The sequence below is a fragment of the Arthrobacter sp. SPT-J7 genome (genome assembly GCF_059089965.1).
The window spans coordinates 1-14,461 of sequence record NZ_JBNHFF010000063.1 but is presented as its reverse complement, the minus strand read 5'-3'; the positions used below and the strand labels follow the sequence as shown (position 1 = coordinate 14,461).

Annotated in this window: 12 protein-coding genes; 9 read left to right on the top strand and 3 right to left on the bottom strand. The window is 64.8% G+C overall.

Features of this window, described 5'->3' with window-relative positions; translation table 11 throughout:
* From AC5RWX_RS22695 to AC5RWX_RS22670, 6 genes are all read left to right on the top strand, one after another.
* A partial coding sequence (locus AC5RWX_RS22695) for a PTS sugar transporter subunit IIA (protein ID WP_494098561.1) occupies positions 1–1,640 on the top strand: 1,640 nt, incomplete at its 5' end.
* Positions 1,640–2,803, top strand: a complete 1,164-nt coding sequence (locus AC5RWX_RS22690) for a mannitol-1-phosphate 5-dehydrogenase (protein WP_494098560.1) — start codon at positions 1,640–1,642, stop codon at positions 2,801–2,803. The genes AC5RWX_RS22695 and AC5RWX_RS22690, both read left to right, overlap by 1 nt.
* 206 nt (positions 2,804–3,009) lie before the next feature.
* Entirely contained in the window at positions 3,010–3,957 is a 948-nt protein-coding gene (locus AC5RWX_RS22685) for a siderophore ABC transporter substrate-binding protein (RefSeq protein ID WP_494098559.1), read from the top strand.
* Positions 3,958–3,983: 26 nt separating this feature from the next.
* Entirely contained in the window at positions 3,984–4,991 is a 1,008-nt protein-coding gene (locus AC5RWX_RS22680; RefSeq protein WP_494098558.1) for an ABC transporter permease, read from the top strand.
* Positions 4,984–6,033: an iron chelate uptake ABC transporter family permease subunit gene (locus tag AC5RWX_RS22675; RefSeq protein ID WP_494098557.1), complete on the top strand. Its 1,050-nt coding sequence runs from the start codon at positions 4,984–4,986 to the stop codon at positions 6,031–6,033. The genes AC5RWX_RS22680 and AC5RWX_RS22675 overlap by 8 nt, the downstream gene beginning before the upstream one ends.
* Before the next feature lie 40 nt (positions 6,034–6,073).
* Positions 6,074–6,832: an iron ABC transporter ATP-binding protein gene (locus AC5RWX_RS22670; RefSeq protein ID WP_494098556.1), complete on the top strand. Its 759-nt coding sequence runs from the start codon at positions 6,074–6,076 to the stop codon at positions 6,830–6,832.
* A gap of 63 nt (positions 6,833–6,895) precedes the next feature.
* Here AC5RWX_RS22670 and AC5RWX_RS22665 read toward each other — a convergent pair whose 3' ends face one another.
* From AC5RWX_RS22665 to rraA, 3 genes are all read right to left on the bottom strand, one after another.
* Positions 6,896–8,332, bottom strand: coding sequence for a sugar porter family MFS transporter (locus tag AC5RWX_RS22665; RefSeq protein WP_494098555.1), 1,437 nt, complete (start codon positions 8,330–8,332; stop codon positions 6,896–6,898).
* Positions 8,333–8,546: 214 nt separating this feature from the next.
* A complete protein-coding gene (locus AC5RWX_RS22660) occupies positions 8,547–10,199 on the bottom strand; it encodes an MDR family MFS transporter (RefSeq protein WP_494098554.1) in 1,653 nt (550 codons plus the stop codon).
* Positions 10,200–10,301: 102 nt separating this feature from the next.
* Positions 10,302–10,799 carry a ribonuclease E activity regulator RraA gene (gene rraA / locus AC5RWX_RS22655; protein ID WP_494098553.1) on the bottom strand — a complete coding sequence of 166 codons (498 nt, stop codon included), beginning with the start codon at positions 10,797–10,799 and terminating at the stop codon, positions 10,302–10,304.
* A gap of 123 nt (positions 10,800–10,922) precedes the next feature.
* On the opposite strand from rraA, the gene AC5RWX_RS22650 reads away from it, so the two are divergent.
* From AC5RWX_RS22650 to AC5RWX_RS22640, 3 genes are all read left to right on the top strand, one after another.
* Positions 10,923–12,209: an MFS transporter gene (locus tag AC5RWX_RS22650; protein ID WP_494098552.1), complete on the top strand. Its 1,287-nt coding sequence runs from the start codon at positions 10,923–10,925 to the stop codon at positions 12,207–12,209.
* Positions 12,210–12,346: 137 nt separating this feature from the next.
* Entirely contained in the window at positions 12,347–12,955 is a 609-nt protein-coding gene (locus AC5RWX_RS22645; RefSeq protein ID WP_494098551.1) for a TetR/AcrR family transcriptional regulator, read from the top strand.
* A gap of 281 nt (positions 12,956–13,236) precedes the next feature.
* Entirely contained in the window at positions 13,237–14,436 is a 1,200-nt protein-coding gene (locus AC5RWX_RS22640; protein ID WP_494098550.1) for an NAD(P)-dependent malic enzyme, read from the top strand.
* Positions 14,437–14,461: the final 25 nt, after the last annotated feature.

Here is a 14,461-nt window from a genome sequence, read left to right as displayed (position 1 = left end):
AGATGCTGGTCAACAACTTTTCCGCGGGCATCTGGGGCGCTCTGCTGGCCATGCTGGGCTTCTATGCCATCGCTCCGGTGGTCTCTGCCTTCAGCGCGGGCGCCGGAAACGTAGTCCAGTTCCTGGTCAACAACGGACTGCTGCCGCTCACCAGCATCTTCATCGAGCCGGCCAAAGTCCTCTTCCTCAACAACGCCATCAACCACGGCGTCCTTACCCCGCTGGGTGTCCAGCAGTCCCTGGAACAGGGAAAGTCCATCCTGTTCCTGCTTGAGGCCAACCCCGGCCCCGGCCTGGGCATCCTGCTCGCCTACATGTTCTTCGGCCGCGGAGCAGCCAAGGCTTCCGCCCCCGGTGCCGCCATCATCCACTTCCTGGGCGGTATTCACGAAATCTACTTCCCGTATGTGCTGATGCGCCCGCTGTTGATCCTTGCAGCCATCGCGGGCGGCATGACCGGCATCGCCACCCTGGCCATCACCAACTCCGGCCTGGTGGCGCCGGCCGCCCCTGGTTCCATTTTCGCCGTACTCGCCCAGACCGCGCGGGACAGCTACATCGGCGTAATCCTCGCGGTCCTGCTGGCCACGGCAGCTTCCTTCCTGGTGGCCTCCGTCATCATGAAGACCACCAAACACAGCGATGAGACCGACCTCAACGACGCCACTTCACGGATGGAACAGATGAAGGGCAAGAAGAGCTCCGTGGCCTCCACCCTGACGGGTGCCGCTGCCGGAGCAGGCGGCGTGGCCGTTATGGCCGGGCCGGTGCGGAACATTGTGTTCGCTTGCGACGCCGGCATGGGCTCCAGTGCCATGGGAGCCTCGGTGCTGCGCAACAAGATCAAGGCGGCCGGCTTCCCGGAGGTAAAGGTCACCAACGCCTCCATCGCCAACCTCAACGACGACTATGACGTTGTAGTCACCCATCAGGACCTCACCGAACGCGCCAAGCCGGCCACCTCCAGCGCCATCCACTATTCCGTCGACAACTTTATGAGCAGCCCGCGCTACGACGAGATTGTGGAACTGGTCAGGGATAGCAACAAGGGCGCCGCTGCAACGGAGGGTCCAGGCGCCGGCGCGGGAACGCCGGGCGGAGCGTCCGCATCCGGCCCTGCGACGGGAGCAGCTGCTGGAACTGCAGCTGGAGGAGCCGCCGGCACCGCCGTCGGTACCTCCGAAACCGAAGCCTCAGGCGCCGGAACGTCCGAGATCCTGGCCCGGGAGAGCGTAGTGCTCAGGGGAACAGCTACCACGCGTGATGCCGCCATCGACGAAGCCGGCCGGCTCCTGCTGGCCCGCGGCGCGGTGGATGAGGACTATGTCAGGGCCATGCACGAGCGCGAGCAGTCGGTATCCACCTACATGGGCAGCTTCCTGGCCATCCCGCACGGAACCAATGCGGCGAAGGACCACATCCGGAAGTCTGCTGTTTCGGTGATCCGTTACCCGGAGGGCATCGACTGGAACGGCAAGCAGGTCAAGTTCGTGGTGGGCGTTGCCGGCATCAACAACGAACACCTGCACATCCTGTCCTCCATCGCGAAGGTCTTCACCAACAAGGAACAGGTGGCCCGGCTGGAGGCTGCCACGTCAGAGGACGAGGTCCTGGAGCTCTTCGGAAAGGTCAACGCATAGTGAAGGCGGTACATTTCGGGGCCGGAAACATCGGGCGCGGCTTTGTGGGCCTGCTCCTGCACAACGCAGGCTATGAGGTGGTGTTCGCCGACGTAGCGGAGGAGCTCATCGCCCAGCTCGCCAAGGCAGAGAGCTACGCGGTCCACGAGGTGGGCGAGAACCCTGCCGTCCGGACGGTGACCAACTTCCGCGCGCTGAACTCCAACACGCAGGAGGCCGAGCTCGTTGCAGAAATTGCGACGGCGGACATCGTCACCACCGCGGTGGGCCCGCACATCCTTAGGTTCGTGGCACCGGTCATTGCCAGGGGCATCGTTGCAAGGGGGGCAGAGCTGGCTCCGCTGCAGGTCATGGCCTGTGAGAATGCCATCAACGCCACGGACGTCCTGGCCAAGGAAGTGGCTTCCCAGCCGGGAGCCGCCGCCGGGGCGCTGGACGGCAAAGCGGTGTTCGCGAACACCGCAGTGGACCGGATCGTGCCAAACCAGGAAGCCGGCCAAGGCTTGGATGTCACGGTGGAGACGTTCTACGAATGGGTCATCGACCGCACTGCTTTTGCCGGTGCCGCCCCCGAAATCCCGGGTGCCACGTTCGTGGACGAGCTTTCGCCCTACATCGAGCGGAAGCTGTTCACGGTGAACACCGGCCACGCGTCGGCCGCCTATTTCGGGTTCGAGGCGGGCCTGGAAAAGATTTCCGACGCCATGGCAGACCAGGACGTGGCCGAGGACGTCCGGGCGGTGCTGGAGGAGACCAAGCAACTCCTGGTCTCCAAGCACGGTTTCAGTAACGATGAGCAGGAAGCGTACGTCCAGAAGATCCTGGTCCGGTTCTCCAACCCGTACCTGCCGGACACGGTGAACCGGGTGGGGCGTGCCCCGCTGCGAAAGCTGAGCCGGCACGAGCGATTTATCGGGCCGGCAGCGGAACTCGCCGAACGTGGTGTGGTGCCGGAGGCGCTCCTTGGTGCCATCGCCGCAGCCCTCCGCTTCAACGATCCCGCTGATACGGAGGCAACAGAGCTTGCCGGGATTCTCGTCTCGGCCAACCCGGCTGATGCCACGGCGAGGATCACAGGCCTGGAGGCGGGGCATCCGCTGTTCAACGCAGTCTCCACCCTGGTGGAGGAACGCCAGGCGGAACTCGCCCAAACCCCCGCCTAGACGATCTCCCACTTCCTGCGGGTTTTTGGCAACCCTCCAGCAATCACGACGTCGGCATTCACCCGAGTGCCGGCGTCGTTCCATGTGATCCCTCCCACTTATTACTCAGTACTGCCACTCCCACTTTGAAGTTAGCCTTTCCTTACTTATAGGCTCTGGGTTATTAGGCAACGAAGTTGTGATGTATTACCCGAGCGGAGAAAAACGTGAAGAAGAGGCTGTCAAGCTACCTGGGGGCACTTGCGGCGGGAGCGGCGCTTTTGACCGTCACCGCTTGCGGGGGAAGCGCGACGGCGACTCCCGATAACCAATCAACCACCATCACCGTCGAGCACGCCCAGGGCAGCACCGCCGACGTCCCTGTGAACCCGGAAAAGGTTTTCACGTTCGACCTAGGCGTCCTGGACACGCTGGATGCACTGGGCGTTGAGCCCGCAGGCGTGCCGGAAGCCGCCTACCCGGAGGCACTCAGCAAGTACGCCGAGGCGAAGTACAGCAAGATCGGTTCGCTGAAGGAGCCCGACTTCGAGGCCGTCAGTGCCGGCGACCCGGACCTCATCATCATCTCCGGCCGTACCGCCGGAGCCTATGAGGAACTGAGCAAGATCGCCCCCACCATCGATCTGTCCATCGATGCTGCCCAGCCCATGGAAAGCTTCAAGGCGCAGACCGAAAAGCTGGGAACCATATTTGACAAGGCAGCGGAAGTGGAAGAAAAGCTCGCCGCAGTGGACAACACCATCTCCGATACGAAGGCCAAGGCCGCCGACGCCGGCAAGGGCCTGATCGTCCTGACCTCCGGCGGCGAGTTGACCGCTTACGGCGCCGGCTCACGCTTCGGCATCATCCATGACGTCCTGGGCGTCCCCACGGCAGCAGACGTCAAGGTTGACGGCAGCCACGGCGAGGCAATCTCCTTCGAATACATCAAGCAGGCCAACCCTGACATCCTGTACGTCATCAACCGCGACACGGCAGTTGGCACCGAAGCTTCCGCCGCCAACCCCATCCTGGACAACGAACTCGTCCAGTCCACGAACGCCGCCAAGAACAACAAGGTCATCAACCTCGACCCCGCCGGCTGGTACATCGTGGGTTACGGCCTGAACAACGTCAAGGCCATGGTGGACGCCGTCGCCGGGTCCGTGGCTTAACGCCAACCAACTGAGCTCCAAGCCCCATGACCGCCACCGCCGTGCGCCCGCTTGAGCCGGCAACCCGCAGACAGGCCCGCTCGGGTGCAGGCCTGGCGGCGGCCGCAGTTGCCGTCCTTGCCCTCGCGGCCGCCAGCATGTTTGTGGGCGTCAGCGACGTGGGACTCCCGGCCCTCCTGTCGGGCGAACCGGCCACGGTGGAGGTCTTCTGGATCTCCCGTGTTCCAAGGACCCTCGCCGTGGTGCTCGCCGGCATGGCGGTGGCTGTCGCCGGCCTGATCATGCAACTCATGGCCAGGAACCGCTTCGTGGAGCCCTCAACAGTGGGAACGGTGGAGTCCGCCACCTTGGGGATCCTGGTGGTCACCGTCTTCGCCCCACAGGCCCCGGTGCTGGTCAAGATGCTTGTCGCCAGCGCCTTTGCACTGCTGGGAACCGCGCTCTTTTTGGCCATCCTGCGGCGGCTGCCGGCCCGTAATACCCTGCTCATCCCGTTGGTGGGAATCATGCTGGGCGGAGTGATTGCTGCCGTCACCACGTTCTTCGCCTACCGCTACGACCTGCTGCAGACCCTCAGCAACTGGATGATCGGCGATTTTTCCGGTGTCCTCCGGGGCCGGTACGAGCTGCTCTGGATCGTCGCCTTCCTGATGCTGCTGGGCCTCCTCGCCGCCGACCGTTTCACCGTGGCGGGAATGGGCCAGGACTTCACCACCAACCTGGGGCTCAACTACGGCCGGACCATGCGGCTGGGGCTGGTCATCGTCTCGTTGATCTCGGCGGTGGTGGTCACCACCGTGGGTGCCGTCCCCTTCCTGGGACTCGTGGTGCCCAACATCGTGTCCCTTATCTTCGGCGACAACCTGCGCCGCGCCGTGCCGTGGACCGCCCTGTTCGGAGCCGCCTTCGTGCTGGTGTCCGACATTATCGGCCGGACCATCCGCTATCCCTACGAGGTCCCCGTGGGAATGGTCATGTCCGTGCTGGGCGCCATCCTCTTCCTCGCCCTGATCCTGAGGAAGCGCAATGCCTGAGAGCCCAACGCTGCTGCCATCCGCCAAGAGTCCCGTCCCTGTGAAGGGGCCAGCAGCGGGAGCGACGCGCAAAGTCAAAGCCGCCGTCCGTAACGCCTCGCCCCGTTTGGTGGTGAGTATCCTGCTCACGGCCGCGGCCGCCGTCGTCTGCCTTTTCCTGTTCTTCGAACTCAAAGGCAACATCGGCTACATCCTGCCGCGCCGTGCCATCAAAGTGGCCGCGATGCTGCTGGTGGCGGTTGCCGTAGGCGTCTCCACGCTCCTGTTCCAGACCGTCACCGCCAACCGGATCCTGACGCCGTCCATCATGGGCTTCGATTCGCTGTACATCCTGGTGCAGACGGCGATGGCGTTCACCCTGGGGTCCGCTGCGGTGGTGGCCGCTCCGCCCACACTGCAGTTCGGCGTCGAAGTGCTGCTGATGGTGGCGTTCAGCGCGCTGCTCTACCGCTGGATGTTCACCGGCGCCACCCGCTCCCTCCACCTGCTCCTGCTGGTGGGCGTTATCCTGGGCAGCCTGTTCCGCGGCCTGTCCTCCCTGCTGCAGCGGCTCATGGAGCCGAGTGAATTCATCATCCTCCAGGACCTGTTCTTCGCCAGTTTCAACAACGTGGATGCCGCGCTGCTGGGCGTTTCCACGGTCATCGTTGCTGTTGTCTGTGCTGTTGTCTGGCGGGCGCGCCACACGCTGGACGTGCTGGCGCTGGGGCGCGACGTGGCCATCAATGTGGGCGTCGACCACCGGAAGATGGTGATGCGGGTCCTTCTGGGGTGCTCGCTGCTGGTGGCGGTGTCCACAGCGCTCGTCGGGCCCGTGACCTTCTTCGGGCTGCTGGTGGTGAGCCTGGGCTACCAGCTGTGCCGCGGCTTCAGCCATGCCTGGTTGCTGCCCATCGTGGTGCTGATCGGCGCCGTCGCCCTGGTGGGCGGGCAGCTGCTCCTGGAAAAGGTGTTCGGCTTCGGCACCGCCCTGAGTGTGGTCATTGAATTCGCCGGCGGCGTCCTGTTCCTTTACCTCCTCCTGAAAGGCTCCCTGAAATGACCTGCCCCCGTCCTGGCGCCGCAACCGTGGGAACCCTGCCATGATCGACGTTCGGAACGTCTCCAAGAGCTACGGCGGGCATGCGGTCCTCGACGACGTCAGCTGCGTGATCCCGGAGGGCGGCATTACCTCGATCATCGGCCCCAACGGGGCGGGAAAGTCCACGCTGCTGTCGCTGATCAGCCGGCTGCAGCCGCTTGAGGCAGGTAACGTCTCCGTGGCCGGGCTGGATGTCACCGCCACGGACAGCCGGGAGCTGGCGCGGACCATGGCCATCCTGCGGCAGGAGAACCACCTCACCATGCGGCTTACCGTTCGGGACCTTGTGGCTTTCGGCCGGTTTCCGCACTCAGGCGGCCGGCCCACGGTGGAGGACCTCGCCAAGGTGGAGGAGGCCATCGCCCACCTGGACCTGACCCCCATGGCCGACAAGTTCGTGGATGAGCTCTCCGGCGGCCAGCGCCAGCGCGCATTCATCGCCATGGTGCTCGCGCAGGACACCCAATACCTGCTCCTCGACGAGCCGTTGAACAACCTGGACATGAAGCACTCCGTGGAGATGATGCGGCTCCTGCGCCGGCTGGCTGACGAGTTCGGGAAAACGATCGTCCTGGTGGTCCACGACATCAACTTCGCATCCTGCTACTCCGACACCATCCTGGCCATGAAGGACGGGCGGCTGGTCCACCAGGGCAGCCCCCGCCAGATCATGCAGCAGGCCATGCTCCGTGACGTGTATGACATCGACATCCGCATCGAAGACATCGACGGCAACCGGATCGGCGTGTACTTCGCCTGACGCTTCCCAGCGCTCTCTCACTTGACGTGGGTTTTCCGGCGGCGCTCTTTCACTTGATGTGGGTTAGGCGGCCGAGCCCTTCGCCACAAACAGCGTCTCTGCCTGCTCCAGGGACATCCCGTTGGTCTCCGGCACCTTGAACATGACAAAGAAGAACGACGCCGCCGCGAACAGTGCGTACATGGCGTAGGTCAGCGGGAGGGAACCGGCGGCCATGACCGGGAAGCTGAGCGTGATGGCAAAGTTCGCCACCCACTGTGCTGCGGCGGCAAGGCCAAGGGCGCGGGCACGGATCCGGGACGGGAAGATTTCGCCCAGGAGTACCCACACCAGCGGGCCCCAGGACGCGCCGAAGCTGACCACAAAGACGTTGGCCGCTACCAGGGCCACAGGACCCCATGCTCCGGGCAGGGAAATCTCGGTGCCGGATCCAACTGCCGAGGAGAACGCCAAAGCCATGGCAGCCAGGGACACGGCCATACCCACCGAGCCCGCCAGCAGGATGGGCCGGCGGCCGATCCGGTCCACCAATGCGATGGCCACGAGGGTTACCAGGATGTTGGTGACGGAGGTGGCCACGGAAATGGTGAGCGAATCCTTTTCCTGGAAGCCCACCGCCTTCCACAGCGTGGTGGAGTAGTAAAAGATCACGTTGATGCCCACGAATTGCTGCAGGACGGACAGGGTTATGCCCACCCAAACCACCGCCTGCAGTCCGAAGGTCTTGCCGCGGAGCGAGCCTTTCTGGCCGGCCAGCTTGTCCTCTTCGATTGCGTCCCGGATCTCCCGGATGTGGCGGTCGGTGTCCTCGGCCGGTGCAATCGAATCAAAGACTTTGCGGGCTTCGTTCTCCTTGCCCAGGAACACCAGGAACCGCGGCGATTCCGGAAGGGTGTATGCCACCCAGCCGTAGACCACTGCGGGAAGGGCGGCTGCCAGGAACATCCAGCGCCAGGCCTCAATGCCCAGCCAGAACGCCTGATCGGCGCCGCCGGCGCTGGTGGCAAACAGCGCGTCCGAGAGCAGCGCCGCAAAGATACCTGTGGTGATGGCGAGCTGCTGCAGCGATGCCAGGCGGCCGCGGACCTTCCGTGGCGAAATCTCGGAAATGTAGGCAGGGGCGATGACTGAGGCAAGGCCAATCCCCAGACCGCCCACGAGGCGCCAGAAGATCAGGTCCCAGACGCTGAAGGCGAAGCCGGTGCCGAGGGCGCTCACCAGGAAGAGCAGCGCGCCCAGCTTCATGGCGGGAATCCGTCCGTATCGGTCCGCGACTTTTCCGGCAAGGTACGCGCCGGCAGCACAGCCGAGCAGGGCGATGGCCACGGCGAAGCCTGTGACAGCCTCGGACAGCGCGAACTCGTCCTTCATGGCATCCACTGCGCCGTTCACCACGGACGAGTCAAAGCCGAACAGGAATCCGCCCACCGCACCTGCGAGCGCCAGCCAGATCACCCGCCGCGGTATCTGGGCGGTTGTCTGCTCCTGTGCAGTGGGCATGGTTCTCCCTTGGTTTGGGGGTTCGGTGGATGCGGTGCGGACGTCGTCGGCTGCGGAACCGGCCACCTGGCCGGCGCACACGCGCTACACAGTGTTCCACGCCACCGCGGACTGTTCCAGTCGAGGGCGCCAGGAGCCTGCCTGCCCCGAAACAGCAGACGACGACGGCGGGAGGCGTCGACGTCGTGCCCTGATGCCGCGGGTGGCGGGCAGGTCAGTGAACGGCGGCGGCCTCCTGCGAGGCTGCTGTGGAGTCCGTGAGCTTCTTGTTGGGCAGCGCGAAGCTGATCAGGAAGGCGATGCCGGTAAGCGCGGCCGCCGTGAGCATTACGGCGTCGATGGCGTAGGCGAAGCCCTCAGTAATGGGGCGGGTCAGCGTGCTGTTGGCGGTGTGGAGCCAGCTGGTGTCATTGAGGGATTCGTTGGACGCCCCGTGCCGGAAGAATTCGTACAGCTTGGCATTGGCGGGGTCTCCGGCCACAGCGGGATCCTGTAGGACTGCCTGGTACTCCGGGCTTCCCATCGCGGACTTCATGGTGTCGGCGATCCGGGTGGCTGCCAGGCTGAACAGCATGGAGATAAAAACGGCGGTGCCCACCGCGCCGCCCATGGAACGGAAGAACGCCGCGGAGGAGGTGCCCACGCCCATGTCGCGGCGCGGCACGGACACCTGCATGGCAAGGGTGAGGGGCTGCATGCAGAAGCCAAGGCCCATGCCGAAGAACACCGCGATGAGCCCGGGAACCCACAGGCCGGTGTCCACGGCCAGGGACAGGCCCATCACCAGGGCGGCGACAGTGAGGATGGCCGTGCCCATGATGGGGAAGATCCTATAGGTGCCGGACGCCGAAATAGTGCGGCCGGCCGTGATGGAGCCGGTGAGGATGCCGACGGTGAAGGTGATCATCATCAGGCCGGCCTCGGTGGGCGTGAGGCCCTTAACCAGCTGCAGGTACATCGGGAGCATGGCGATGGCCCCGAACATGCCGATACCGATGATGAAGTTCAGCAGCGATGACAGGCCGAAGGTCGCGTTCCGGAAGAGCCGCAGCGGGATCAGTGCGTAGTCGCCGGCACGCTTCTCGGCGAGCAGAAACCAGACAATGCCCACTACGCCCAGGCCGTAGCAGAGGAAGGAGTTCAGGGACGCCCAGCCCCAGCTTCGCCCCTGCTCCGCCACCAGCAACAGCGGCACGATGGCCAGGGTGATGGCCGCTGCGCCCCAGTAGTCGATCTTCTGCTTCACGTGCTTCGCCGGCAGGTGCAGGAACATGAACACCACTGCCAGTGCGACGAGGCCGATGGGCAGGTTGATAAAGAACACCCAGCGCCAGCCCTCGAACCCCAGGATGTTGGCGGAACCGGCAAAAGCGCCGCCCACTACGGGGCCAAGCACCGAGGAGACACCGAAGACGGACATGAAGTAGCCCTGGTACTTGGCCCGGTCCTTCAGGGAGACGATGTCGCCGATGATGGTCAGGGCGAGGGCCAGCAGGCCGCCGGCGCCCAGGCCTTGGACGCCGCGGGCCAGGGCCAGTTCCGTCATGGAGTGGACCGAGCCTGCGTACAGGGATCCCGCTAGGAAGATCACGATGGCGGTCAGGTAGAGCGGGCGGCGGCCGAAGATATCGCTGAGCTTGCCGTACAGCGGGGTGCTGACCGTGGAGGTAATAAGGTACGCGGTAGTGGCCCAGGCCTGGAGCGAGAGCCCGTCCAGGTCGTTGGCGATGGTGTAGATGGATGTCGACACGATGGTCTGGTCCAGCGATGCCAGGAACATGCCCAGCATCAGGCCCACCATCACGGTGACGATTTGGCGCGGGGTGAGGGTTTCTCCTGCGGCGCGGGCGGCAGTGGGTTTGGGCATGGGTGCTCCAGGGAAAGGAAGAAGTCAGGCGCGGATAGTTGCTTTCAGTAACTATGTCACGCCCAGGCCTATTCCCCGGAGCAGGAATTTCTGCTGGCGGGGCTAGCGCTCCACGAGAATCCCGTCCGGGTCGCACCAGATCATGGCCCCGGTCCGGATGGTCACGCCGTCGATCACCACGTCCACGTCCACCTCGCCGGCGCTGGCCTTGGCACTCTTCTTCGGGTTGCTGCCCAGGGCCTTCACGCCGAGGTCCAGTCCAGCGATCGCCTCGCGGTCCCGGATTGCCCCGTTGATAACGACGCCGGCCCAACCGTTCACAACGGCGTTTTCGGCGATCATGTCCCCCATCAGGGCCGTCCCGAGGGAGCCGCCACCGTCCACCACCAGCACGCTGCCGTTGCCCGCTGTGGCCAGGGTGGACTTCACCAGGCCGTTGTCCTGGAAGCAACGGATGGTCCGGACCTGCCCGCTGAAGTGTGAACGCCCGCCGAGGGACTGAAACTGCAGCGAGACTGACGCCAGTTCGTCGCCGCGCTCGTCGTAGAGGTCGGCGGTGTTGACGGCGGTGCTTTCCGCCGGAGTGGACGTTGCGCTCATGGTTCTCCTCGATGCTGGGGCTGCCGCCGCGGATGGTCCGTCCGCCGGTTGGCAAGGCAGCACGGTAACGCCCACGATAGTCTGATTCCGTCGCTAATAAGCCGTACCCGGGGGAACAAAGTCATGAGTCTGTCCGATACTCCCGCACCCTTGGACCACGGCGGGGGACCCGGCCGTCCGGCTGCGGCGCTGGCCGAGCCTACGGAAAAAGTCTCTGCCCGTTGGGTCACTGGTCTGGTTCTTGTGAACGTGGGCATCAATGCGGCGTTCTTCGGCCCTATCAACGTCTTCATTGGACAGCAGGCCATCAGCATCGATGCGCCCAGCAAGGAAGCAATCCTGTCGCTGGTGACGGCGTGCGGGGCTGCGGTGTCCCTGGTGGCCAACCCGCTATTTGGTGCATTCTCGGACCGGACCACGTCCCACTTCGGCCGCCGGGCACCCTGGGTGCTGGCGGGTGCAGTGCTGGCCACTGCCGCTCTGCTGGCGATGTCCGTATCGGGCGCCGTTGCCCTGATGGTGCTCTTCTGGTGCCTGGTCCAGCTCGGTGCCAATGCGGCTTACGCGGCTATCACTGCGGCGGTTCCCGACCGGGTGCCGGTGGCCCAGCGCGGCGGCGTCGGTGGACTGGCGGCCATGGGCCAAACGCTCGGAATCCTGACCGGCGCGGTCTTCGGCGCCGTGGTGGCCGGTAACTTCATGGTGGGGTATTGGCTCTGCGCGGGAGCCTTGCTGCTGTCCGTGGTGCCGTATCTTTTCCATCGCAACGATCCCGTCCTGCCCAAGGACGCCCGGCCGGCGTTCCGGCTTGTGGCCTTCGCCCGGGGCTTCTGGATCAGCCCGCGGCTGTATCCGGACTTCGGCTGGGCCTGGCTCACCCGTTTCCTGGTGAACGTCGGCAACCAGCTGACCATCGTGTACCTGCTCTTTTTCCTGCGCGACATCCTCGAGTACGAGAATCCGGAAGGGGGCGTCCTGATCCTTACCGGCATCTATGCGGTGATGGTGATGATCACCGCGGTGATAGCCGGACCCTGGAGCGACAGGGTGGGCCGGCGCAAGCCCTTCGTTATAGGTTCATCCGCAACCATTGCCATGGCTGGGGTGATCATGGCCTTCTTCCCGGTGTGGCCCGGGGCGCTGGCCGGCGCAGCAGTCCTGGGAATTGGCTTCGGAGCGTACCTCGCGGTGGACTTCGCGCTGCTGACCCAGGTCTTGCCGTTTGCCGCTGACCGGGGCAAGGATATGGGCGTTATCAATGTGGCCAACTCGCTGCCCCAGGTAGTGGCCCCGGCACTGGCTTTCATCTCCGTGATGTTCCTGGGCGGGTACGTCACGCTGTTCATTACTGCAGCCGTCATCGGGTTGTTGGGGGCGGTTTTTGTCGTGAAGATCAAGGGTGTGGACTGACCGGCCGAACCCGGAAGCTAAGTGGCCTTACTCATTACGCCACAGTACCGTGCCGTATAGTTGAGCCGGACTGCAGGCAGTTCGGGATGGGGACGCTCCTGGCTGCTGCACCATAGGAACACAACCCCGGAATGCTGATGCCCGAGACTAATTCAGACCATCCGCCCATGGCCGCCCGGCCGTCCGCTCCTCGCCAGCGGCTCCGCTATACCCGCATCCTGGAGTCTGCAGCCGGGTTTGCCCGGAAAGGGCTGGACTCCGTGGAACTCACTGAGGTGGCGGCCAAAGCTGATGTGCCGCTGGGCACGCTGTACCGGTATTTTCCGTCCCCCACCCATCTCATGCTTGCCCTCTACCGCCATCAGCTCGACGAGCTGCAGGCCGGGGCGCGGAGCGTCTCAGCCCGTTTCCGCGGCCGCGCGCTGGCGGGACTTGTTATGGAGATCTTCCATATGCGGGTCATGCAGCCCGCCGTGGAGCAGTGCCTGAGCCGGGGGGTGTACCTTCCGGACCGTGACACCACGGCACTTCTGCGCGAGATTGACGTATTGGGCGAAAAGGTTGTGGCTGCCGCGGCCGGGGACGCCGTAGCAGCCCGCGTGCTCCTGCTGACGGTCACTGGTCTGGTCCAGTCTGTCCGGAACCGCCGCCTTTCACTCTTCGAGGCTGAAGAGGACCTCAAAAAGGCCTGTGCAAGGCTCGCTCCAGCCACTGAAGGCAGCTACACACTCCACCAAAGCGCGTAATCGGTCTAGACCAATTGCCTGTCAAATGCGGCTTATTGCCGTGACATGGATCACGAGCACCACTGATAAACCGTTTTGGCGGCAGTTGGAGCCGTCAAATCGTGCGCCCGCCCTTCACACCGCTGCCTACCATGGTCGACATGGAGCCGCAGGGCGCATCCCCAAAGCACCTTCAAGACCCGCCACCCCTGGGTTTTCCGCCGCACCACTCCACCTCAGGTCCCTTCGGACCTGTCCCCATGAGCCGTGTGCCCACGGCGAGAGCACCAGGAGACAACGACGTGTCCATTGACGCAATTGCAGCCACTGACAATTCCGCAGCCACCGCGCTGAGCGAAGCCGAGATCTTCGACGCCCACCAGGGCGGCAAACTTTCCATCGCCAGCACCGTCCCGCTGTCCAACAAGCGCGACCTGTCCATCGCCTACACCCCGGGAGTGGCCGAGGTCAGCCGGGCCATCCACGCCAATCCGGAACTCGCCCGCACCCTGACCTGGGCCGAGCGCCTTGTAGTTGTGGTCAGCGACGGCACAGCCGTACTGGGTCTGGGAAACATCGGCGCCAGTGCTTCCCTGCCGGTCATGGAGGGTAAGTCCGCCCTGTTCAAGACCTTCGGCGACCTGGACTCCATCCCGCTGGTGCTCAACACCACGGACGTGGACGAAATCGTCGAGACGCTTGTCCGCCTGCGCCCCAGCTTCGGTGCGGTCAACCTCGAGGACATCGCCGCTCCCCGCTGCTTCGAGCTGGAGGAAAAGCTCATCGAGGCGCTGGACTGCCCCGTGATGCACGATGACCAGCACGGCACCGCCGTCGTTGCCCTGGCCGCGCTGACGAACGCCGCCAAGGTGACCGGCCGCGGACTGGAAACCCTGCGCGTGGTGGTATCCGGCGCCGGGGCCGCCGGCATCGCTGTCGCAGAAATCCTGCTGGCAGCCGGCATCACCGACGTGGTCCTGCTGGACTCCCGCGGCATCATTAACAGCAACCGTACGGATCTTGCCGCGGACCCGGCCAGCAAGAAAGCCGACATCGCCGGGCGCAGCAACCCCCGCAACCTCGAAGGCGGCCCTGCTGAAGCCCTGGCCGGCGCCGACGTCTTCATCGGCGTCTCGTCCTCGAAGCTGGACGAGGAACACCTGGCCCTGATGAACCAGGACGCCATCGTATTCGCTCTCTCCAACCCGGACCCCGAGGTGCTGCCGGAGGTCGCCGTAAAGTATGCCGCTGTGGTGGCCACCGGCCGCAGCGACTTCCCGAACCAGATCAACAACGTGCTGGCGTTCCCGGGTATCTTCCGGGGCGCACTGGACGCGGGGGCGCGCCGCATCACCCCGGCCATGAAGCTGGCAGCGGCGTACGCCATCGCGGAGCTCGCGGCAGAGGACCTCGCCGCCGACTACATCGTGCCCAGCCCGCTGGACCCCCGCGTTGCCCCGGCCGTCACCGCCGCGGTCGCTGCCGCCGCGGAAGCGGAGTAGCGCCCTTCCCCATGCCGCAATGACG

What these genes read in the sequence shown, in the direction of transcription:
- AC5RWX_RS22680 (WP_494098558.1), top strand. Translation starts at nt 3,984, where the DNA reads ATGACCGCCACCGCCGTGCGCCCGCTTGAGCCGGCAACCCGCAGACAG.
- AC5RWX_RS22675 (WP_494098557.1), top strand. Translation starts at nt 4,984, where the DNA reads ATGCCTGAGAGCCCAACGCTGCTGCCATCCGCCAAGAGTCCCGTCCCT.
- AC5RWX_RS22670 (WP_494098556.1), top strand. Translation starts at nt 6,074, where the DNA reads ATGATCGACGTTCGGAACGTCTCCAAGAGCTACGGCGGGCATGCGGTC.
- AC5RWX_RS22665 (WP_494098555.1), bottom strand. Translation starts at nt 8,332, where the DNA reads ATGCCCACTGCACAGGAGCAGACAACCGCCCAGATACCGCGGCGGGTG.
- AC5RWX_RS22660 (WP_494098554.1), bottom strand. Translation starts at nt 10,199, where the DNA reads ATGCCCAAACCCACTGCCGCCCGCGCCGCAGGAGAAACCCTCACCCCG.
- rraA (WP_494098553.1), bottom strand. Translation starts at nt 10,799, where the DNA reads ATGAGCGCAACGTCCACTCCGGCGGAAAGCACCGCCGTCAACACCGCC.
- AC5RWX_RS22650 (WP_494098552.1), top strand. Translation starts at nt 10,923, where the DNA reads ATGAGTCTGTCCGATACTCCCGCACCCTTGGACCACGGCGGGGGACCC.
- AC5RWX_RS22645 (WP_494098551.1), top strand. Translation starts at nt 12,347, where the DNA reads ATGCCCGAGACTAATTCAGACCATCCGCCCATGGCCGCCCGGCCGTCC.